The sequence below is a fragment of the Ruegeria sp. YTSC004 genome, assembly GCF_059609805.1.
In genome coordinates, this window is sequence record NZ_JBXWMJ010000005.1 from 157,516 (window position 1) to 177,402 (window position 19,887).

Annotated in this window: 20 protein-coding genes; 9 read left to right on the forward strand and 11 right to left on the reverse strand. The window is 58.6% G+C overall.

The window, feature by feature from the left end:
- Positions 1–14 precede the first annotated feature (14 nt).
- The 4 genes from AC2FFP_RS11260 to trpS all read right to left on the reverse strand — a co-directional run bounded on the left by AC2FFP_RS11260 (position 15) and on the right by trpS (position 3,090).
- Positions 15–608 (reverse strand): 2-hydroxychromene-2-carboxylate isomerase, encoded by a 594-nt coding sequence (locus AC2FFP_RS11260; RefSeq protein ID WP_496767483.1) that lies wholly within the window; start codon positions 606–608, stop codon positions 15–17.
- Between the two features lie 9 nt (positions 609–617).
- Positions 618–1,073 carry a universal stress protein gene (locus AC2FFP_RS11265; RefSeq protein ID WP_058273504.1) on the reverse strand — a complete coding sequence of 152 codons (456 nt, stop codon included), beginning with the start codon at positions 1,071–1,073 and terminating at the stop codon, positions 618–620.
- Positions 1,074–1,138: 65 nt separating this feature from the next.
- Positions 1,139–2,002: a branched-chain amino acid aminotransferase gene (locus tag AC2FFP_RS11270; RefSeq protein WP_496767480.1), complete on the reverse strand. Its 864-nt coding sequence runs from the start codon at positions 2,000–2,002 to the stop codon at positions 1,139–1,141.
- A 59-nt stretch (positions 2,003–2,061) separates the two neighbouring features.
- A complete protein-coding gene (gene trpS, locus AC2FFP_RS11275) occupies positions 2,062–3,090 on the reverse strand; it encodes a tryptophan--tRNA ligase (RefSeq protein WP_496767478.1) in 1,029 nt (342 codons plus the stop codon).
- A gap of 86 nt (positions 3,091–3,176) precedes the next feature.
- On the opposite strand from trpS, the gene AC2FFP_RS11280 reads away from it, so the two are divergent.
- A complete protein-coding gene (locus AC2FFP_RS11280) occupies positions 3,177–3,863 on the forward strand; it encodes a rhomboid family intramembrane serine protease (RefSeq protein ID WP_282120136.1) in 687 nt (228 codons plus the stop codon).
- On the opposite strand, the gene murJ is transcribed toward AC2FFP_RS11280, so the two are convergent.
- The 3 genes from murJ to AC2FFP_RS11295 are packed head-to-tail and all read right to left on the reverse strand — an operon-like array spanning position 3,864 to position 9,353.
- The gene (murJ, locus tag AC2FFP_RS11285; protein ID WP_496767476.1) at positions 3,864–5,405 is read right to left on the reverse strand and encodes a murein biosynthesis integral membrane protein MurJ; all 1,542 of its coding nucleotides are present in this window, start codon (positions 5,403–5,405) and stop codon (positions 3,864–3,866) included.
- Positions 5,402–8,173, reverse strand: coding sequence for a [protein-PII] uridylyltransferase (locus AC2FFP_RS11290; RefSeq protein WP_496881037.1), 2,772 nt, complete (start codon positions 8,171–8,173; stop codon positions 5,402–5,404). The genes murJ and AC2FFP_RS11290 overlap by 4 nt, the downstream gene beginning before the upstream one ends.
- A 7-nt stretch (positions 8,174–8,180) precedes the next feature.
- Entirely contained in the window at positions 8,181–9,353 is a 1,173-nt protein-coding gene (locus AC2FFP_RS11295) for a penicillin-binding protein activator (RefSeq protein WP_282120139.1), read from the reverse strand.
- 88 nt (positions 9,354–9,441) lie between these two features.
- Here AC2FFP_RS11295 and rsmI point away from each other — a divergent pair, with 88 nt between their 5' ends.
- The 3 genes from rsmI (at position 9,442) to gshB (ending at position 11,666) form a co-directional block, all read left to right on the forward strand.
- On the forward strand, positions 9,442–10,299 hold the full coding sequence (gene rsmI / locus AC2FFP_RS11300; RefSeq protein WP_496844559.1) for a 16S rRNA (cytidine(1402)-2'-O)-methyltransferase: 858 nt from the start codon (positions 9,442–9,444) through the stop codon (positions 10,297–10,299).
- A 1-nt stretch (position 10,300) separates the two neighbouring features.
- A complete protein-coding gene (locus tag AC2FFP_RS11305; RefSeq protein ID WP_496844560.1) occupies positions 10,301–10,672 on the forward strand; it encodes a YraN family protein in 372 nt (123 codons plus the stop codon).
- Between the two features lie 61 nt (positions 10,673–10,733).
- The gene (gshB, locus tag AC2FFP_RS11310; protein ID WP_496844561.1) at positions 10,734–11,666 is read left to right on the forward strand and encodes a glutathione synthase; all 933 of its coding nucleotides are present in this window, start codon (positions 10,734–10,736) and stop codon (positions 11,664–11,666) included.
- Here the strand turns inward: gshB and AC2FFP_RS11315 are convergent.
- The 4 genes from AC2FFP_RS11315 to cobU are packed head-to-tail and all read right to left on the reverse strand — an operon-like array spanning position 11,663 to position 15,313.
- Positions 11,663–13,177 (reverse strand): YifB family Mg chelatase-like AAA ATPase, encoded by a 1,515-nt coding sequence (locus AC2FFP_RS11315; protein WP_496844562.1) that lies wholly within the window; start codon positions 13,175–13,177, stop codon positions 11,663–11,665. The two genes, gshB and AC2FFP_RS11315, sit on opposite strands and share 4 nt — an antisense overlap.
- Before the next feature lie 45 nt (positions 13,178–13,222).
- Positions 13,223–14,107: a glutathione S-transferase gene (locus tag AC2FFP_RS11320; RefSeq protein ID WP_496767462.1), complete on the reverse strand. Its 885-nt coding sequence runs from the start codon at positions 14,105–14,107 to the stop codon at positions 13,223–13,225.
- 58 nt (positions 14,108–14,165) lie between these two features.
- Complete coding sequence (locus AC2FFP_RS11325; protein WP_496767461.1) at positions 14,166–14,744, reverse strand: histidine phosphatase family protein; 579 nt, start codon at positions 14,742–14,744, stop codon at positions 14,166–14,168.
- Positions 14,741–15,313 carry a bifunctional adenosylcobinamide kinase/adenosylcobinamide-phosphate guanylyltransferase gene (gene cobU / locus AC2FFP_RS11330; protein WP_496844564.1) on the reverse strand — a complete coding sequence of 191 codons (573 nt, stop codon included), beginning with the start codon at positions 15,311–15,313 and terminating at the stop codon, positions 14,741–14,743. Before cobU ends, AC2FFP_RS11325 begins: the two co-directional genes overlap by 4 nt.
- Positions 15,314–15,362: 49 nt before the next feature.
- Between cobU and AC2FFP_RS11335 the strand changes: the two genes are divergently transcribed.
- From AC2FFP_RS11335 to AC2FFP_RS11355, 5 genes are all read left to right on the forward strand, one after another.
- Positions 15,363–16,241 (forward strand): RNA polymerase factor sigma-32, encoded by an 879-nt coding sequence (locus AC2FFP_RS11335; RefSeq protein WP_496738943.1) that lies wholly within the window; start codon positions 15,363–15,365, stop codon positions 16,239–16,241.
- Entirely contained in the window at positions 16,238–17,053 is an 816-nt protein-coding gene (locus AC2FFP_RS11340) for a ChaN family lipoprotein (protein WP_496767459.1), read from the forward strand. Before AC2FFP_RS11335 ends, AC2FFP_RS11340 begins: the two co-directional genes overlap by 4 nt.
- A gap of 62 nt (positions 17,054–17,115) precedes the next feature.
- Entirely contained in the window at positions 17,116–18,312 is a 1,197-nt protein-coding gene (gene coaBC / locus AC2FFP_RS11345) for a bifunctional phosphopantothenoylcysteine decarboxylase/phosphopantothenate--cysteine ligase CoaBC (RefSeq protein WP_496767456.1), read from the forward strand.
- A gap of 15 nt (positions 18,313–18,327) precedes the next feature.
- A complete protein-coding gene (gene dut / locus AC2FFP_RS11350; RefSeq protein ID WP_496767453.1) occupies positions 18,328–18,783 on the forward strand; it encodes a dUTP diphosphatase in 456 nt (151 codons plus the stop codon).
- Positions 18,783–19,832, forward strand: a complete 1,050-nt coding sequence (locus tag AC2FFP_RS11355) for a HesA/MoeB/ThiF family protein (RefSeq protein ID WP_496767451.1) — start codon at positions 18,783–18,785, stop codon at positions 19,830–19,832. Before dut ends, AC2FFP_RS11355 begins: the two co-directional genes overlap by 1 nt.
- Positions 19,833–19,887 lie beyond the last annotated feature (55 nt).

The window sequence follows — 19,887 nt, forward strand, 5'->3', positions numbered from 1 at the left end:
GATTTGGAACGATTCTAAATGTTGGCCGCCAACCGGATCGCATCATCCAACCGATCATCTCCCCAGTATAGTTCGTCGCCGACCAGAAAACTCGGCGCACCGAACAGTCCTTTGGCCTGTGCGGTTTTGGTCTGCTCGATCAGAGCTGACTTGATCTCGGGGTCTCGGGTTCTGTCCAAAAGGTCGTCAGGCAAACCGGCGGATTTCAGGCAATCAACCAGAACTGCATCGTCCGACACATTCTGACCTTGTGCGAATTCGGCTTTATAGACCGCCCGAACAAATCGCGCCCTGTCGGTCTGATTTTCAATAGCCAGCGTGAGGCGCGCAGCCTTCAGGCCGTTTTGCGGAAACGGGTCCGGCTGCCGGAAGGGCAGGCCGCGCTGCGTCGTCAAACGCTCCACATCGCGCCACATATAGCGCCCTTTGGCCGGGTAAATGTTAAACGGAGAATTGTTCCAGCCCTGCGCCGCGAAAATGGGCCCCAGAAGAAAGGGATGCCATTCTACGGCGACGTTATGCTGTGCCGCAGCCTGTTCGATTCGCATGGCGCTGAGGTAGGAATAGGTCGATGCGAATTCGAACCAGAACTGGATGCGGCATTGCATTGGGTGGCCTCAGGTGATGGCTTCCAGCTTTTCCTTGCTTAGGTCGCCGGGCACAATTGTGATCGGAATCGGCAGGCTGCCCGAGTTTTTGGTCAGCTGCGTCACCAGTGGACCGGGCCCTTTCTTTTCGATGCCAGCCCCCAGGACCAGAACGCCGATGTCCGGGTCTGACTGGACATGTTCGATGATCTGAGGGACAGGGTCGCCTTCGCGAATTGACAGCTCGGGATCGATCCCTTGTTTGTCGCGCATCCATTTGGCGAAAACTTCGTAATGCGCATGGATGCGTTCGCGCGCCTCTTCGCGCATGGTTTCGGCCACACCGATCCAGTGATTGAATTCATCGGGTGGGATGACGGACAGGATCGTTACCCCTCCACCGGTATGGGCTGCACGCATTGCAGCAAAACGCATCGCGTTAAGGCATTCGCGGCTGTCATCCAGAATGACTAGAAACTTACGCATGGGTGTCCTCGTGTATTTAGGGGGATCATGCCCGACCAAATGCGGGCTGGCAACACGGCGTATGACTACCGAGTGCTTGCAGCCCAGTCCCAATAGAGCGCGCGCGCGCGGCGTGCAATCGGTCCGACCTGATATTGAGTGTCCTCCAACGCCGTGACGGGGGTTAATTTGTTCATGTTACCGGTCATAAACACCTCGTCCGCCTTATGAAAATCTTCAAAGCTGAGGACGGATTCGTGGACCGTCACGCCGTCGGCGCGAAGGTTTTTGATATGTCGCGCTCGGGTGATTCCGGCCAGAAAAGTTCCATTGGGCGTAGGGGTGAAGACCTCGCCATCGCGAACCATGAAGATGTTTGCGGTCGCGGTTTCCGCTACATGACCCAAGGCGTCCGCCACCAGTGCGTTCGAGAACCCTTTGGACTTGGCCTCTTTCAACATTCGGGCGTTGTTGGGATACAGGCATCCGGCTTTGGCATTCACAACGGATGATTCCAGAACCGGTCGGCGGAATCGCGTGGTGGTGAGCGTGACCGAAGCTGTTTCCGGTGCCATTGGTATTTCTTCCAGACAGATAGCAAAGCCGGTGCTGTCCTGCTGAGGAACGATGGCTGTCGCATCGCCGTCGATGCCCCAATACATCGGCCGAATATAGACGGCGGAACCTTTGGCATAGCCATCCAGCCCTTCGCGGACGATTTCGACCATCTGTTCGGTCGTCACGGTCGGTGTCAGCAAAAGCGCCTCGGCCGAGCGGTTGACCCGTTCGCAATGGGCCACCAGATCCGGGGTCAGCCCGTCGAAGAATCGCGCGCCGTCAAAGACCGAAGACCCCAGCCAAGCGCCATGGTCTGCCGCACGCATGATCGGGGCATCCCCGTTGTGCCACTGACCATCAAAATAGGTGCGGATATTTTTGCCGACTGCCATGACGCCCTCCTTTGCCCTTGGGGCAACCTAGGAAGGCGTCACGGGAAGGTCCAGCGCAATCAGCCTTGTTTTGCGCCAACCATACCCACGATGTCGTAGGTCTGTTGCAGGATCGGGGCCGCTATCGCCCGCGCGTTTTCCGCGCCGCGTGCAAGAATCCGGTCAATCTCGGCCTCTTCACCCATAAGACGGGCCATCTCGGTCGAGATCGGCGACAGTTTGGCGACCGCCAGCTCAGCGAGCATCGGTTTGAATTCACCGAATTGCTTGCCGCCGAATTCGGCCAAAACCTGTTCCGCCGTTTGATCGCTGAGCGCGGCGAAGATGTTCACCAGATTGCGCGCCTCGGGGCGTTCGGACAGACCGTCGGTTTCCGAAGGCAGGGCATCCGGGTCAGTCTTGGCCTTGCGGATCTTCTTGGCGATCTCGTCGGCATCGTCCGTCATGTTGATCCGGGTCATGTCGGACGGGTCCGAAGATGACATCTTCCGCGAGCCATCACGCAGGTTCATCACGCGCGGCGCGGGTCCACCGATTACCGGCTCGGTCACCGGAAAGAAATCCACGCCATAGTCATGGTTGAACTTGATCGCGATGTCGCGAGTCAGCTCCAGATGCTGTTTCTGGTCCTCGCCCACCGGCACATGTGTCGCGTGGTAGGTCAGAATGTCCGCCGCCATCAGCGCCGGATAGGCAAACAAACCCAGCGAGGCGTTCTGAGCATTCTTGCCCGCCTTATCCTTGAACTGCGTCATCCGCTGCATCCAACCCATGCGGGCGATACAATTGAAGATCCAAGCCAGCTGCGTGTGCTCGGCCACCTGGCTTTGGTTGAACAGGATGGACTTTTCAGGGTCCAGACCGGCAGCAATAAAACCGGCGCATACCTCACGGGTCTTTTCGCGCAGACGGGCAGGGTCTTGCCAGACGGTGATCGCGTGCAGGTCGACCATGCAGTAGATGGTCTCGAAATCTTCGCCTTGCATATCCACAAAACGCTTTAGTGCACCCAGATAGTTGCCAAGGTGCAGGTTTCCCGAAGGCTGGATGCCGGAAAACACGCGCGGCGTGAACTTGGTTTCGGTCATCGAAGGGAACTCCCGTCTGGAAAAATCAGCCCCCGTCGCTTACCCATGAGGTCAAGGGACGTCAACAGCCGCGAAAGGCCAGCCCAATGAGCAGTGAGCATTATACACCCGCCGTGAACCCTCTGCCGCCCGTTGTGGTGGCGTTGGTCCTGTTCATCATGGGGATCGAATTGGCGTTTACGCTGGGCGCACGTGGTCTTGTGGGCGGGCCATCAGCGGTAGGTTGGCGGCTGGATGCCCTGCAAAGTTACACCTTTTCCCCGGATATCTTTCACTGGATGATCGAGAATGGACGTTGGCCGTTTGAACATGTGATCCGTTTCGTGACCTATCCGTTCGTGTCGGGCAGTTTTACCCAGGCGGTTTTTGTCAGTGTCTTCGTTCTGGCAATGGGCAAAATGGTGGCCGAAGTGTTCGGCGGTTTTCAGATGCTGATCATTTTCGTTTTGTCCGGTATCGGTGGCGCGTTGGTCTATGGGCTGTTGCTGAATCCCGCCTATCCGCTGGTCGGAGGATTCCCACCGGTCTACGGTCTGATCGGCGCGTTCACATGGCTGCTGTGGCGCAAGTTGTCACTGGTCGGTGAAAACCAGTCCCGTGCTTTCAGCCTGATCGCGGTTTTGATGGGCATCCAGCTGGTGTTTGGGCTTTTGTTTGGCGGCACGTCCGACTGGGTTGCCGATCTGGGCGGTTTTGCCACCGGTTTCGGCCTGTCGTTTTTTCTGGCACCCGGCGGATGGGCGCGGATCGTGGGACGTATTCGCCGCGACTGATCAGGACCGACGCAGCGCTTTTCTGAATTCGGACAGCTCGAACGCTTTGAAGAGGTGACCGAGTAAGAAGTAGGCGGCAGCTGCAATTATGATTAGGACAAGCAGCGCCAGATAACGCCATCCTGGTACCTGGAAAATCCAGCCAAAAATGTGAAGGGCGGCGAAAAGCACAACGCCCATACCCAGCGATGCCGCGACGACACGCCCGGCGCGTCGTTTGAACCGGTCGTCAAACCGTGCTTCATCGCCGAAACGGCGCGCTCCAATCGCCAACAAGGCGACCATCGCCCAACCGGCAGCCGAAGCCGCGATCGCCGGTGCGATCCACCCCACCAACGGGTAAAGACCAAAGGCCAGCCCGGCATTGATCACCATCGCAACTACGGCATAGCGAAACGGAGAGCGGGTGTCTTCGCGCGCGAAGAACAAGGGCTGCAGCAGCTTTTGCAGCATGAAAGCGGGCAGGCCGACGCCATAGATAGCTACGGCCAAGGCAGTGGCTGCAGTGTCCTCGGGGCTGAATTGGCCGCGTTCGAACAGGACCGACACCAGAGGTATTGGAATGATCAGAAAGGCAACGGTGGACGGCAGGGTCAGCAGCAGTGTGAACTCTCCGGCACGGGAATAGGCATTGCGCGCCCCGTCCTTGTCCCCGGCCCGTAAGCGGCGCGACAGATCGGGCAGTAGGACGATCCCCACCGCAATACCGACCACGCCCAATGGCAATTGATACAGCCGATCCGCTGCGAACAGCCAACTGACAGCCTTTTCGGTTTTGGACGCGACCAACTGGCCAACCACAAGATTGACCTGCGTGACGCCCATCGCCAAAGCGGCGGGCACTGCAATGCGAACCATGCGTCGCATTTCCGGGCTGAGCTTGGGCAGGCCGGGACGAATGCGAATACCTGCACGTTCTGTCGCCACCCAAACCAGCGCCAGTTGCGCGACCCCTGCCAGCGGAATGACCGTGATCAGCCACCAGATTACGTCGCCGCCAGACAGCGCGCCTGCGATCAAAGCAGTACAGGCAAAGATATTGAGTAAGACAGGCGCGGCAGCGGCAGCGGCGAACCGACCGGTGGCATTCAGAACGCCGGAAAACAGCGCGGCCAGCGACATGAACAGGATATAGGGAAAAACGACGTAACCGTAGTCGACGGCCATGTCGAAGCGTTCATCGCCATAGAACCCTTCGGCGGTCAGCCAGACAAGTCCAGGCATGAAAACCATCGCCAATCCAACCAGTGCCAAAACAGCCGCCGCCAACAGGTTGAAGGCATCCTGAGCAAACCCTTCGGCGTCTTCTTCGCCCTCCAGTCGTTTCGAGAACATTGGCACAAAGGCGGCGTTGAAGGCCCCTTCGGCAAAGAAACGGCGAAACATGTTGGGCAGGCGGAAAGCGGCGACAAAGGCGTCCATCACCGGACCGGGCCCGATATAGGCGGTTAACAGAATCTCGCGGAGAAATCCCAGAATCCGACTGGCCAGCGTCCAGAATCCGACCGTGAACAGGCCTGAAAACAATCGGATCTGTTTCATGAGATCGCGCGCTCCGCACCCTCAGTAATGGCTTTGCGCAGCTTGGCCTCAAGACCGCGTTGCTTGCTTTCGGAATGGTACTTCAGGCCGAACATGTCCTTGACGTAGAAAGTATCGACAACCTGTTCGCCATAGGTCGCGATCACGGCGTTGGCGATATAGACATTGGCCGCAGCCAGTGTTCTTGTCAGGTCATACAACAGGCCTGGACGGTCGCGGGTATCAACCTCGATGATGGTGTAGATCTCGGACCCGTCATTATCGAAGATTATATGGGTCGGCACATTAAAGGCGCGTTCGCGTTTTTTGATCTTGTCGCGCGATTTCAGAGCGTCACGCGCTACGACTTCGCCTTTGAGCGTCTTTTGGATCATTTGTGTCAGTCGCGGCAAACGGCTTGCCTCAAAAGGGTGGCCCTCGGCATCCTGAATCCAGAACGCATCGGTGACGTACCCGTCCTTGGTGGTATAGCTACGGGCGTCGACCACGTTGGCCCCAACCAACGCAAGCGCCCCGGCGATGCGGGCGAAAATCCCCGGATGGTCTGCCATGGCAAAACACGCGCGGGTGGCGTCGCGATCGTCATCCGGATGCAGGTGAATTTCCATCGCGCCGGGGTCGCCGCTGTCTTCCAGAGCGCGTAGCATTTTCGCGAACTCAATATGCGTAGACAGGTTCAGGCCCTGCCAATAGGGCGCATAGTGTCGTCCTGTTTCGGCCTTCAGGTCAGCCTTCGACCAATCGCCAAGCGCCGAACGCAGCGCCTTTTTGGCTTCTGCGCCACGGTTGGCCCGGTTCAGGTCTTCCATACCGGTTTCAAGCGCCCGTTTGGTTTCAGCGTGCAAGGCGCGCAGCAGGGTGGCCTTCCAGTTGTTCCAGGTGTTGGGCCCAACGCCGCGAATGTCACACACGGTCAGAACCGTGAGCAGATCCAACCGTTTGACCGTCTTAACCGCCTTGGCAAAATCGCGCACTGTGCGCGGGTCCGAGATGTCGCGTTTCTGCGCCATGTCGGACATCAACAGGTGATATCGCACCAGCCATTCCACGGTTTCCGAGTCCGATTTGTTCAGACCCAACCGTGGAGCAACCTTGCGTGCGATCTGTGCACCCAGAATGGAATGGTCCTCGGGTCGCCCCTTGGCGATATCGTGCAGCAGCAAGGCCACATAGAGGACCTTGCGATTAACCCCGCGTTTCAGGATCGATGAGGCCAGCGGTAGTGACTCGACCAATTCACCGCGTTCAATCTGGGCCAGGTTGACGATGGTCTGGATCGTGTGCTCGTCCACTGTATAGCTGTGATACATGTTGAACTGCATCATCGCCACGATGTGTTCGAACTCTGGCAAAAACGCCGACAATACTCCCAATTCGTTCATACGGCGCAGGGCGCGTTCCGGGTTGCCGTGTTTCAGCATGAGGTCCAGAAAAATGCGCTGCGCCTCTTTGTTTTGGCGCATGTCGTCGTCGATGAGGTTTAGGTTGGCTGTCACCAGCCGCATCGCATCCGGGTGGATCAGCATGCCAGTGCGAAGACCTTCCTCGAACAGACGCAGAAGGTTCAGCTTGTCGGACAGAAACTTCTTGGCGTCCGCTACATCCAAGCGACCGTGAACGACCTTGTACCCTGCTTTGACACGCGGTCGACGCCTAAAGATGCGTTCCAGTAGGGCGGCACCTTTCACGTGTGACGCTTCGAGTTTGGTCAGGAATATCCGGGTCAGTTCACCAACGCGCGTTGCCTCGCGGAAATAGCGTTGCATGAACACTTCAACAGCCCGTCGCCCGGCCCTGTCTTCATAACCCATACGGTCGGCAACCTCGACCTGCAGGTCGAAGGTCAGCTGTTCTGTTGCGCGCCCGGTCACTAGATGCAGATGTGAACGCACGGCCCACAGAAACTCTTCGGCCTCTACAAAGGTGCTGAATTCCTCGGGTTCAAACAGGCCGAGAGGGACCAGTTCAGCCACGTCCTGAACGCCATAGATGTACTTTGCAATCCAGTAGAGTGATTGAAGATCGCGCAGCCCACCCTTGCCCTCTTTTACATTGGGCTCGACCATGTAACGCTCGCCCTGCTTGTGGTGGCGCTCGTCACGTTCCTGCAGCTTAGCCTCGATGAATTGACGCTCGCTGCCCTTGAACAGCTCGGTTTTCAGACGGTCGTCAAGTTCTTCGGCAAGAGCCGCGTCCCCAGCCAGATAGCGTTGCTCGAGCATGGCGGTGCGAATGGTGAAATCCTCGGTGCCCAGTCGCAGGCAATCCTTGATCGTTCGGGATGAATGGCCAACCTTCAGGCGTAGATCCCAAAGCATGTAGAGCATGGACTCGATGACGCTCTCGGCCCAGGCGGTGATCTTGTAGGGTGTCAAAAAAAGCAGATCGACGTCCGAAGCCGGGGCCATTTCGCCGCGGCCATATCCACCAACAGCAAGAACCGCAATCTTTTCGCCCTGCGTCGGGGTTGCCAGCGGATGTAGATAGGTGCTGGCCACTTGCATCGCTGTGCAGACCAGCCCGTCGGTTAAATAGGTGTAGGACCGGGTCAAAGGTCTGGCGTCAAAGGGGCGTTTAGCGAAGGCATCCGCAATGGTCTTGCGCCCAGCCTTTTGGGCATCGCGCAGGATGCGCACGGTTTCATTCCGCCGCGCGGCATTGTCTTGAATATTTTTAAAGGCTTCCGACAGTTGCACCAGGATGGCGGTACTGTCGAAAATTTCATCGGCCGGGCAGATCAGCTCACCCTTGGGGGTGAGCGTCAGCATCGGCTGATCAGAAACCGGCGCCAGAGAAGCTTTGAGGGGCGGAGTCAATCACTACTACCTGTTTGTTCTGGATCGTGGCAACGGCCAGACCGCGTTCATTCGTGCCGTCTGATCGCAGGCGGAAGATGCCGCCAACGCCCTGGAAACCGGCATTTTGTGTCAGGGCAGATGCGGTCAGCGCGTCGGATTTTCCCTGGCTCACCAAAGCCGCAATCGCTGCAATGCCATCATAGGCCAGACCGCTGATCGGGTGCGGAGCCTCACCATAGGTGCTGTTATACCGCTGACGGTACGCCTGCGCCTTTGCCGGGTCGGGCAGGGCGAACCAGCCCCCTTGAACACCCGGCAGTTCCAGCGTCTGTGCCGGTATGTCCCAGCGCGTCAGGCCGAGGAACTGGGTGGTGGCCGACGACACACCAGCTTCTGGCAACAGCTGCGAATACAGCGGCAGTGCGCCAGCTGTCGTTGCCGTCAGAAACACCGAATCCGCACCGGCAGCATCCACGGTTGCCTTGATCGTTGGAACCGAATTGATGACGCCTTGCTGGGACCGGTCATAGCCAACCGTACCCGCGTTCGCTACGCGGCTGCTGGCAAGCGCAGTTGCAATCGCTGATTGACCAAGCTGCCCGGCTGCATCGTTGCTGTGGACGATGACCATGCTGGTCTTGCCTTGTGAACCGGCAAAGTTGACCAAACGGTTGGCCGTGTTCTGAAAGGTCGGGCCCAGAACAAAGACGTTGCCGCCTGCAATGCTGGTATTGTTCGAGAAGGACAGCACGTTGACCTTGTTATTCAGTACGGAGAGACCTGCCGAGTTTGCCGCCTGCGCGTAAACCGGGCCAATGATGATCTTCGCCCCATCCGCGACGGCTTGTTGCGCCACTGTCGCGGCCGTGTTCGAGCTGCCCCGCGTGTCATAAACGCGCAGATCAATCTTAACATTCTGCAGATCAGCCATGGCCAGACGCGCCGCGTTCTCAAGGCTCCGCGCCAGTTCGGCGTCGCCGGAATTTCCCGATCCCGCTGGAACCAAAAGTGCGACCGGAACGGGTTTGGACGTGTTGATTGACGGGCCTCCGCCAAGGCCGCCGGGCTCACATGCAGCGAGGAATGCGGCGGTTGCCAGGATCGCGGCGGATTTCGCCAGCTTGCGAACGGGCTTGCAAACGGTAAACATCTAAATGAAAACTCCCTGTCCCGGCGGCTTGGGGTACCACCAATCTGTTATGCCGCGATAATAAACGTCACGCTGTGAGGGTCCAGCTTTGAATTTTCAAAAAGTAAGATTGGGCGCGGGCCTGTATTTTGTTGCCACTCCGATCGGTGCGGCGCGCGATATCACGCTTAGAGCGCTGGATGTGCTCGCTTCGGCGGATGTCATCGCCGCCGAAGACACGCGCAGCCTGCGCCGGTTGATGGAGATTCACGGAGTCCCGCTGGATAGGCGGCGAATCCTGGCCTATCACGATCACAGCGGCGTAGGCGCGCGCGGCAAAATCCTTGATGCGTTGCAGGACGGGAAGTCTGTCGCTTATGCCTCCGAGGCCGGAATGCCGCTGATTGCCGATCCGGGATACGATTTGGGGAAGCAGGCCGCCGAAGCGGGTCATACGGTGACCTGTGCACCGGGACCGTCAGCGGCGCTGATGGCGCTGACACTGGCCGGGCTGCCGACAGATGCGTTCTTTTTTGCGGGCTTTTTGCCGAACGCGACCGGCGCGCGCCGGTCGCGGATCGAGGCATTGCGAGACGTGCCGGGCACATTGGTGTTTTACGAATCTCCGAAACGCGTGGCGGCGTGCTTGTCGGATCTTGCAACCGTGCTGGGCAATGACCGTCAGGCCGCAATGTGCCGCGAACTGACAAAGAAATTCGAAGAGGTTCGTCGCGGGACGTTGGAAGAACTGGCGGCCAACCTGCATGGGCAGACAGTCAAAGGTGAAATTGTGCTGCTCGTGGACCGCGGACATTCAGAAACTGTTAACGAATCCGACGTAGAAGAGGCGTTGAAACGAGCCTTGGAAACCCATTCAGTTCGCGACGCGGCCGATCTGGTATCAGAGATGTACAAGCTGCCGCGCCGCCCGATCTATCAGAAGGCTCTGAAATTGGGAAAGGGATGACATGGCTGCACGATCCGTTCGAAGTTCGGTGTCCTATCATGCCGGGCAGGCGGCGGAGCAGCAGGTTGCGTCAAATTATGAACAACGCGGCTATTTCATCCTGAATCGCCGCTGGCGCGGCGCCGGTGGGGAGATCGATCTTATTGCGCGCGACGCTCACGGGATTGTCTTTGTCGAAGTGAAAAAAAGTGTCAGTTTCGATGCCGCCGCCGCCCGGATCAATCGGCGCCAAATGGATAGGATCTGCGCATCGGCGTCCCAATTCCTGGAAACCGAACCAAACGGGCAATTGACCAATGTGCGGTTTGACGCGGCTTTGGTGGATGCTTCGGGCGCCGTTCAAATTATCGAAAACGCCTTCGGTTTAACCTGATCCCCATTGAACCCCCGACGTGGCTGGGCCATGTATCTGGCGTGAAACTGAGGGACACGCCATGAGAATCGCCTTTCAGATGGACCCGATCGGGGCCGTGGATATCAATGCCGACAGCTCATTCCGTCTGGCCGAAGAGGCGCAGGCGCGCGGACACTCGCTGTTTTTCTACAGCCCGGATCAACTGGCATATCAAGAGGGGCGGATCACCGCACGCGGTCAGGACATGAAAGTTCAGCGCGTGGCAGGCAATCCGGCTGAACTTGGCCCGGAACATGAAGTGGACCTGGCAGAGTTCGACGTGATCTGGCTGCGTCAGGACCCGCCGTTTGACATGCATTATATCACATCGACCCACCTGCTGGACCGTCTTAAGGGCCAAGTGTTGGTTGTGAATGATCCGTTCTGGGTACGGAACTACCCCGAGAAACTGCTGGTTCTGGATTTCCCGGAATTGACCCCACCGACAACAATTGCGCGCGACCTGCAGACCATTAAGACGTTCAAGGAAAAGCACGGCGACGTCATCCTCAAACCGCTTTATGGAAACGGTGGTGCAGGAGTTTTCCGACTGGATGCGAATGATCGCAACCTGACCTCTTTGCATGAGCTGTTCACCGGGTTCTCGCGTGAGCCTTTGATTGTTCAGAAATTCCTGCCGGATGTCAGCAATGGCGATAAGCGTGTGATTCTGGTCGATGGTGACGCAGTCGGTGCGATCAACCGCGTACCGGCCGCGGGCGAAACGCGTTCGAATATGCATGTGGGCGGTCGCCCTGAGAAAATCGGCCTGTCTGAGCGCGATTTGGAAATTTGTGCCGCGATTGGACCGTTGCTGAAAGAAAAAGGCCAGATCTTTGTGGGTATCGATGTGATCGGCGACTACCTGACAGAGATCAACGTAACCTCGCCGACCGGCATTCAGGAACTTGAGCGGTTTAACGGCGTGAACGTCGCTGAAAAGATCTGGCAGGCGATTGAGGCCAAGCTTTAAGACGCGGCCTTGGCGCTGATACGAAAGCTGAGCGCCTCGGCAATGTGAGGGCGCCGGACATCCGGTGCCCCGTCCAGATCAGCGATGGTACGCGCCACACGCAGGATTCGGTGAAAGGCGCGGGCGGACAAGCCAAATCGCTCGGCCGCCTTCAGCAACAGGTCTTTGCCTTCAGCATCCGGGGCAGCGATTTCATCCAGCAATTTACCCTCGACATCGGCGTTCTGACGGGTGGAAGGTGTGTCGCGAAACCGCTCTGCCTGAATCGACCGGGCTTGTTCGACGCGCGCGGCAACGGTGGCGGAACCGTCACCCGAGGGTGGTAGGTCCAGATCGGTGAAACTGACCGGGGGCACCTCAATCCGCAAATCAAACCGGTCCATCAGCGGCCCGGAGATTCGGCTCAGATAATCCTCTCCGCAAACAGGTGCGCGGGAACAAGCGCGCCCGGGATCGGTGAGGTAGCCGCATTTGCAAGGGTTGGCCGCCGCGACCAACATGAACCGGCAGGGGTATTTCACATGGGCATTTGCACGCGCGACCATGACCTCTCCAGTTTCAATCGGCTGGCGTAGTGTCTCCAGAACCGTGCGCGGAAATTCCGGGAACTCGTCCATGAACAGAACGCCGTTGTGGGCCAGCGAAATCTCGCCCGGCTTTGCCCCCCTGCCGCCACCAGCGATCGCCGCCATGGACGCCGTGTGATGAGGTTCGCGAAACGGGCGGCTGCGACTGATTCCGCCTTCGTCCAAGAGCCCGCACAGAGATTGGATCATTGAGGTTTCCAAGGCCTCTGCTGGCGTGAGCGGCGGCAAAATTCCGGGCAGCCTAGCAGCCAGCATAGATTTCCCTGATCCGGGCGTGCCGGTCATGATCAGATGATGTCGCCCGGCCGCGGCGATTTCCAAGGCGCGTTTGGCGCGCTCTTGCCCTTTGACGTCGCGCAGATCCCTCGCGCTGGGCTCAAGTGTAACTTCGCCGGGTTGCGCGGCGGGCAGAGGGGACTGGCCCGAGAAATGCCGCACCACGTCCCCAAGAGACCCAGCCCCGATGACCTGCGTCGCATCGACCCAAGCAGCCTCGGCGCTTGACGCGCGCGGGCAAAGCAAAGCGCGGTCCTCTGCTGCAGCGGTCATTGCGGCAGGCAAGGCGCCAACAACAGGTACCAGAGAGCCGTCCAGAGACAGTTCGCCCAGCGACACCGACCCTTCGGCGGCGTCCCGAGGAATGATCTCTAACGCAGATAGCAGCGCGACCGCGATGGGAAGGTCGAAATGGCTGCCTTCTTTGGGCAGGTCGGCGGGTGACAGGTTGATCGTGATCCGTTTCGACGGCAATGCGATGGCCATGGAACTTAACGCGCTGCGGACGCGGTCCCGCGCTTCGGACACAGCTTTGTCGGGCAATCCTACGATGGAAAAGGCGGGCAATCCCGGCGAGACGGCGCATTGCACCTCGACCGGGCGGGCATCAACCCCTTGAAAAGCAACAGTATGGGCGCGGGCAACCATGAATGACCTTTTTGGTTAACAGGTCGTTGCTGCCACGGTCGCGGTTTAAGAATCGTTAACAACGCGGGTCATTTCGGTGAATTTCGGCCAGGCTCCGGGATCAGCGACAGTTTTGTCACGGCAGAACGAATTACAGAACCCCCAGCGTTGGCCGTCGAGTTCAAGAACTGCAGTAATGGCTTTGCCGGAATAGGGGCAGGTGTCATTGATTGACGTCGTGCCATGCACCGCCTTTGCCTGCGACGTGCCGCCGATTGGCCAAGGTTTTGATTGCAGATCCATTGGGTAGGGAAACGGGTCGTATTCGACCGTCAGTCCCATCGCACGCCATTGGCGGACGGGTCCATCTGACAGCAACTCAAGACAGTATTCGCGACTGGCATTAGACACGGGCAAGCCGTAGCCGATGATCCGCGCTGCGACTGGTGTGTAGAACACGTCAGCCAGCGAATAGCGACCGAACAAAGGACCGGTATTTGCGCCTGACACATCACGGGCACGAGCCCACAAGGTCTCGATCCTTGCCAGATCGGTGCGCGTCTCTGACGAAGGAACGAACCCTTGCCAACACTGTTTGAGTTGCATCGGACACTGCCCGCGCAATGCGCCAAATCCAGCTACCATTTCCGCGCAAAGCCATCGCGCGGTGGCGCGCGCGGCAGGATCTTCGGGCCACAACCCGGCTTCCGGATGCAACTCGGCCAGCGTTTCCGCCATCGCCAGACTTTCCCCAACAACGGTGCCATCGGGCAATCGCAGGGCGGGGACAAGGCGCGCAGGGGCGAGGGGTTTCATATCCTCGGCCATGGTCCCCGAATAAAGGCCGATCATATGGGAACGATAGGGCAGACCGAACTTCTCAAGCATCAGCCACCCGCGCATGGACCAACTGGAAAACAGGCGGTCTCCAATAAACAATTCATAAGTCATACGGTAAGGATGGCGTGGCCGACCCGTTCAGTAAATCAGTGATTTGTGCGCGGTTGCATCACGGAAGATGATTGATCTGCCCAACGGACCAGTGTTTTCCGTGATGCGTGATTTCGGTAACCGAAAGGTTGTCGATGCGATGGCTGAAAGCCTCTTGCGCGTCGACGTCCAGCGCCCTTTGGACCTGTGTCAGGATCACGCCAAAATGCGCCACGACCACAATATCGCACCCGCTGTGGCGCGCGATTAGTTCGTCTACGGCTGCGTTGACGCGTCCGCGAACCTCGTTCCAGCTTTCCCCGTTGGGGGGGCGTACGTCGCCGGGGCTATCCCAATATGCGAATGCAAGCTCGGGGTCTTCGGCCTCGATCTCTTTGAAAGCACGCAGTTCCCACGTGCCGAAATTGATTTCGCGCAGCGCGGATCGATGCGGTAATCGCTGGCGACTGCCCTGTATGGCTGAGGCGGTATCTGCGGCCCGGCTCAGATCAGAGGAAACAACAAGTGCCTTGGCGGGTAGGTGATCATGCAAGCGGGCAACGGCTGCGCGATCGCTCAGATCGGCGGGAAGGTCGGACCAACCGACCATCGTTTTGGCATGAGTTGGGCCATGACGCACAAGATGCAGACGTGTCAATCCAGTTGTCCCTTCACTACAATTGGCAATCCGGCCGTTACCTGCACCACCAGATCGGCCTCGGCGGCCAACGCGATGTTCAGCCGCCCCTGCGCCTCGCGGAACCGACGGGATAGCGCATTGTCCGGGACGATCCCGTGTCCAACCTCGTTCGAGACGATGACGACCTGTGAGGAACACAAGCGTAGGGACTGCAAGAGCGCGCTTTGCGCCTGCTCCAGATCGTTTTCTGCAAGCAAGTGATTGGTCAGCCACATGGTGGCGCAGTCGATCAGACAAACAGAGTTCGGGGACAAATCTGCCAATGTCGGGCCAAGGTCAAGCGGTGCCTCGATCGTCTTCCAGCCTTCGCCCCGTTGGGAAATATGGCGCTGAACCTTACCTCGCATCTCATCATCAAACACTTGTGATGTCGCTAGGTAAACTCTCTTTTTTCCTGATGAAACAACAAGATGTTCGGCAAAAGCCGACTTGCCCGAGGCCGCGCCGCCCAACACAAAGGTTAAATCCGGACTCACGATAATTACCTTCCATGTGATCCACCCGGTTTTGTTTTGCGTATCGTTCATAGGTCGGCAAAGCAACCCCGGCCCGCGCCTGTGAAAAGGGGAGATTTCAATGGCACTGGACAATGCGAACGACTTCTCGATGTCCCGGAGGGCAATGAAAGCTGAACTTCTGGATGCGGAAACAGAATTGAAGTTGGCATATGCGTGGCGGGATGACCGCGATGAACAGGCCCTTCACCGGTTGATCACAGCCTATATGCGCCTGGCTATTTCAATGGCGGCCAAGTTCAAACGCTATGGCGCGCCGATGAATGACCTGATCCAAGAGGCAGGTCTGGGCTTGATGAAGGCCGCCGACAAGTTTGATCCCGATCGGGGGGTGCGGTTTTCGACCTACGCGGTCTGGTGGATCAAGGCGAGCATTCAGGACTATGTGATGCGCAACTGGTCCATGGTTCGGACCGGATCCACATCTTCGCAAAAATCACTGTTTTTTAACATGCGACGTGTGCAAGCCCGACTAGAGCGTGAGGCCGCAACCGATGGCATGGATCTGGACCGGCATCAGCTGCATCAGATGATCGCCGCCGAAATAGGCGTGCCGCTGCGGGACGTTGAAATGATGGAAGGCCGCCTGTCAGGCTCTGATTTCTCGTTGAATGCCGTTCAATCGGCAGATGAAGACGGCCGGGAATGGATCGATGCGCTGGAAGATGAGCGCGAACAAGCCGCGGAGGCGGTCGAAAACAGTCACGATACCCAGCAATTGCGTGAATGGCTGGTGACGGCAATGCAGGCTTTGAATGATCGCGAGAGGTTCATTGTCCGCGAACGCAAGTTGCGCGAACCCGCCCGAACGCTGGAAAGCCTTGGTCAGGAACTGAGTTTGTCCAAGGAGCGCGTGCGTCAGCTTGAGGCTGCGGCTTTTGTGAAAATGCGCAAGAACCTTGAAGCCCAATCGCGTGAGGTGCAACACTTCATCGCATGAAACATCTTGCGATTCTGCTTTGTGTACTGGTGGTTATGGCCAACCCTGGCCATGCCGATGAGTTGATACCCGACGACGTTGTGTCTGCGATGACGTCTGCGGACGTCGTCATATTAGGCGAAATTCACGACAACCCGCAGCACCACATCATTCAGGCCGAGGCGTTGAAGGCCATCAATCCCTCGGCGGTTGTCTGGGAAATGGTGACTGAAGAAGGTGCTCAGAGATTGGCGGACAAGGCCATTTCCGATCCGGAAGAGCTTGCCAGAATTCTGAAGTGGCTCGAATCCGGTTGGCCGCCGCTTAGCATGTACTACCCGGTCTTTCAGGCCTCAGACGCGCCGGTTTACGGTGCCATGGTTCCGCGTGCGGCGGCCCGCGCGGCAATGGAACGTGGCGCCGCCACGGCTCTGGGTGCTGATGCTGCCCGTTATGGATTGACGGTGCCACTGCCGAAGGATGAGCAGGCCGAGCGTGAGGCTGATCAACTCGCTGCCCATTGCAACGCAATACCAGAGACTGCGCTGCCGCAACTGGTCGCAATCCAACGGTTGCGGGATGCGGTTCTGACAAGGGCCATTTTGCGCGCTTCGGATGATACGGGCGGACCTGTTGCAGTGATCACCGGCAATGGTCATGCCCGTAAGGACAGAGGGATTCCAACCTTTCTGTCCCGACTACGCCCCGGTTTGAAAGTTTTCGTACTGGGTCAGTCCGAGGATGGCGTCATCGACGGTGAGTTCGACGCTGTGATCGACAGCCCCGGCAACGAACGTGAAGACCCTTGTCTGGCATTTGAGACACAGAATTAACCGCTGGAACTGTCCGTCGGCCTTGCCTAATGTCGGGCCGACCGGGACGGGAAGGGCACAATATGCTGGCATCGAAACGCATTCTTCTAATCATCGGCGCTGGAATCGCGGCCTATAAGTCGCTGGATCTGATCCGGCGGCTTAAAGAACGTGGTGCTTCGGTAACACCGGTTCTAACAGGCGCGGCAGAAGAGTTCGTAACCCCGCTGTCGGTCTCGGCGCTGGCTGGAGAGAAGGTTTATCGCGATCTATTTGACCTGACGGACGAGGCCGAGATGGGCCATATCCAACTATCGCGGTCCGCCGATCTGATCGTGGTCGCACCGGCAACAGCGGACATGATGGGAAAGATGACGGCTGGGCTGGCCAACGATCTGGCCTCGACCCTGCTGATGGCGACAGATACCCCGGTTTTGTGCGCACCGGCGATGAACGTTCGCATGTGGGACCATCCGTCAACACAGCGCAACCTCAAGCAACTGCAGGCAGATGGCATCCGGTTCGTTGGCCCAAATGAAGGCGACATGGCTTGTGGAGAGTACGGCCCAGGTCGAATGTCGGAGCCTCTTGAGATTGTGGCCGCGGTCGAGGCGCAACTCGGCAACGGTCCGCTGAAGGGCAAGCGCATTCTGGTCACCTCCGGCCCGACACATGAACCGATCGACCCTGTGCGCTACATCGCCAACCGGTCCTCGGGCGCGCAGGGCACTGCGGTGGCACGGGCGTTGTCTGCGCTGGGTGCTGATGTGGTTTTTGTCACCGGCCCTGCCGATGTTTCGCCGCCCGAAGGTGTGCAGGTGATCCGCGTGGAAACCGCGCAGCAGATGTCTGACGCGGTCGACGCTGCACTGCCGGTAGATGCGGGTGTGTTTGCTGCTGCGGTTGCGGATTGGCGCATGGCGGCTGCTTCGGACAAGAAGCTTAAGAAAAGCCGCGATGGTCTTCCGGTGCTTGAGTTTGCTGAGAACCCGGACATCCTCAAACGCGTGTCCAGGCTGGATGCGGGGCGGCCGACGTTGGTAGTTGGCTTTGCCGCAGAAACTGACAACGTGCTTGAACACGCGACCGCAAAACGTGCGCGAAAAGGTTGTGATTGGATCGTCGCCAATGATGTCAGCCCGGCGACCGGCATCATGGGGGGCTCGGAAAACGCGGTTACCCTGATCTCGGACGATGGGGCTGAAGAATGGCCGCGTATGGGCAAGGATGCCGTGGCGCAACGTCTGGCGCAAAAGATCGCCGACGCTTTGGCAAGCTGAACAAGAGGTGCAGTGATGGTAGCAATTCGTGTGATCCGCGAAGACGGGGCTGATCCGGCCATCGCTTTGCCGTCTTATGAAACGACCGGAGCGGCGGGGGCGGACGTCCGGGCAAACCTGCCCGATGGCGCGCCTATCACGCTGGCGGCGGGACAACGCGCCTTGGTCCCCACGGGGTTACGGATCGAGATCCCAAACGGGTACGAGGTGCAGGTTCGACCCCGGTCTGGCCTTGCGCTGAAACACGGGATTACCCTGCCTAATACGCCCGGCACGATCGACAGTGACTATCGCGGCCCGCTGGGGGTGATTCTGCTGAACGCCGGTCAGGAAAGTTTTGAGATTGCGCATGGTGAACGCATCGCGCAACTGGTCGTCGCCCCAGTCGTGCAGGCTGCGTTTGAACCCGTTGAGGTGCTCAGCGACACAGATCGCGGCGCAGGCGGTTTTGGCTCGACTGGACGCGGTTGATGCTTCTAGTTCTGATCCTTGCCGGTGCTCTATGGGGCATTGGGTACGTAGCGGGGGTGTCCCGAACTGCTCGCTCCGTGTCGGTCAGCGTTTTGCTGATCGGAGTACTTGTTATCCAAGTGACGTTGCCGGGTGGGCACCCGCTGCGCGAGGCAACCGGCGGGTCTGCGGCATTGTGGTTGATCCTGGGGGGCGCAGCGGTTTTGGTATTGAGCTATGGCAAGGTGCTCAAAACGCTGCGCAACCGTGCCGCGCCACAGCCAGCCGAGGAAACCGCGATGCAGTCTGACAAGTTCTCTGAGACCGAGTTGGAGCGGTATGCCCGCCACATCGTCCTGCGCGAACTGGGCGGGCCGGGGCAGAAAAAGATGAAACAGGCCCGTGTGCTGGTGATCGGCGCGGGCGGTCTTGGTGCGCCTGCATTGCAGTATCTTGCGGCGGCTGGGGTGGGCACCATCGGCGTGATCGACGACGATATTGTTGAAAACGCCAATCTGCAGCGGCAGGTGATCCATCGCGACGCCGATATCGGGATGCCTAAAGTTTTCTCGGCCCAGCAGGCCATGCAGGCCCAGAACCCAAACGTCGTTGTCCTGCCTTACCATCGCCGCCTGACCGATGAAATCGCAGCGGACCTGTTCGACGATTTTGACCTGATCCTCGACGGGACCGACAATTTCGACACACGCTATTTGGCCAATCGCACTGCGGTGGCGCTGGGTAAACCGCTGATTTCGGGTGCTCTGTCACAATGGGAAGGCCAACTGAGCGTCTTTGACCCGGCCAACGGTGCCCCGTGTTATCAGTGTATCTTCCCCGAGGCCCCGGCTCCTGGCTTGGCCCCATCTTGTGCCGAGGCCGGTGTCATTGGCCCGTTGCCCGGCGTGGTGGGCTCGATGATGGCGGTTGAGGCGATCAAAGTAATCACGGGCGCCGGGCAGGCGCTGCGCGCCGAAATGCTGATCTATGACGCGCTTTATGGCGAAAGCCGCAAGATCACACTGACCCGACGCTCAGATTGCCCCATCTGCCGAGCAGAAGACGCGTAGGGCAATCGTCGCGCCAGCATTGCAGTAGAATTTCGATGTATTGCAGGCACGGCCT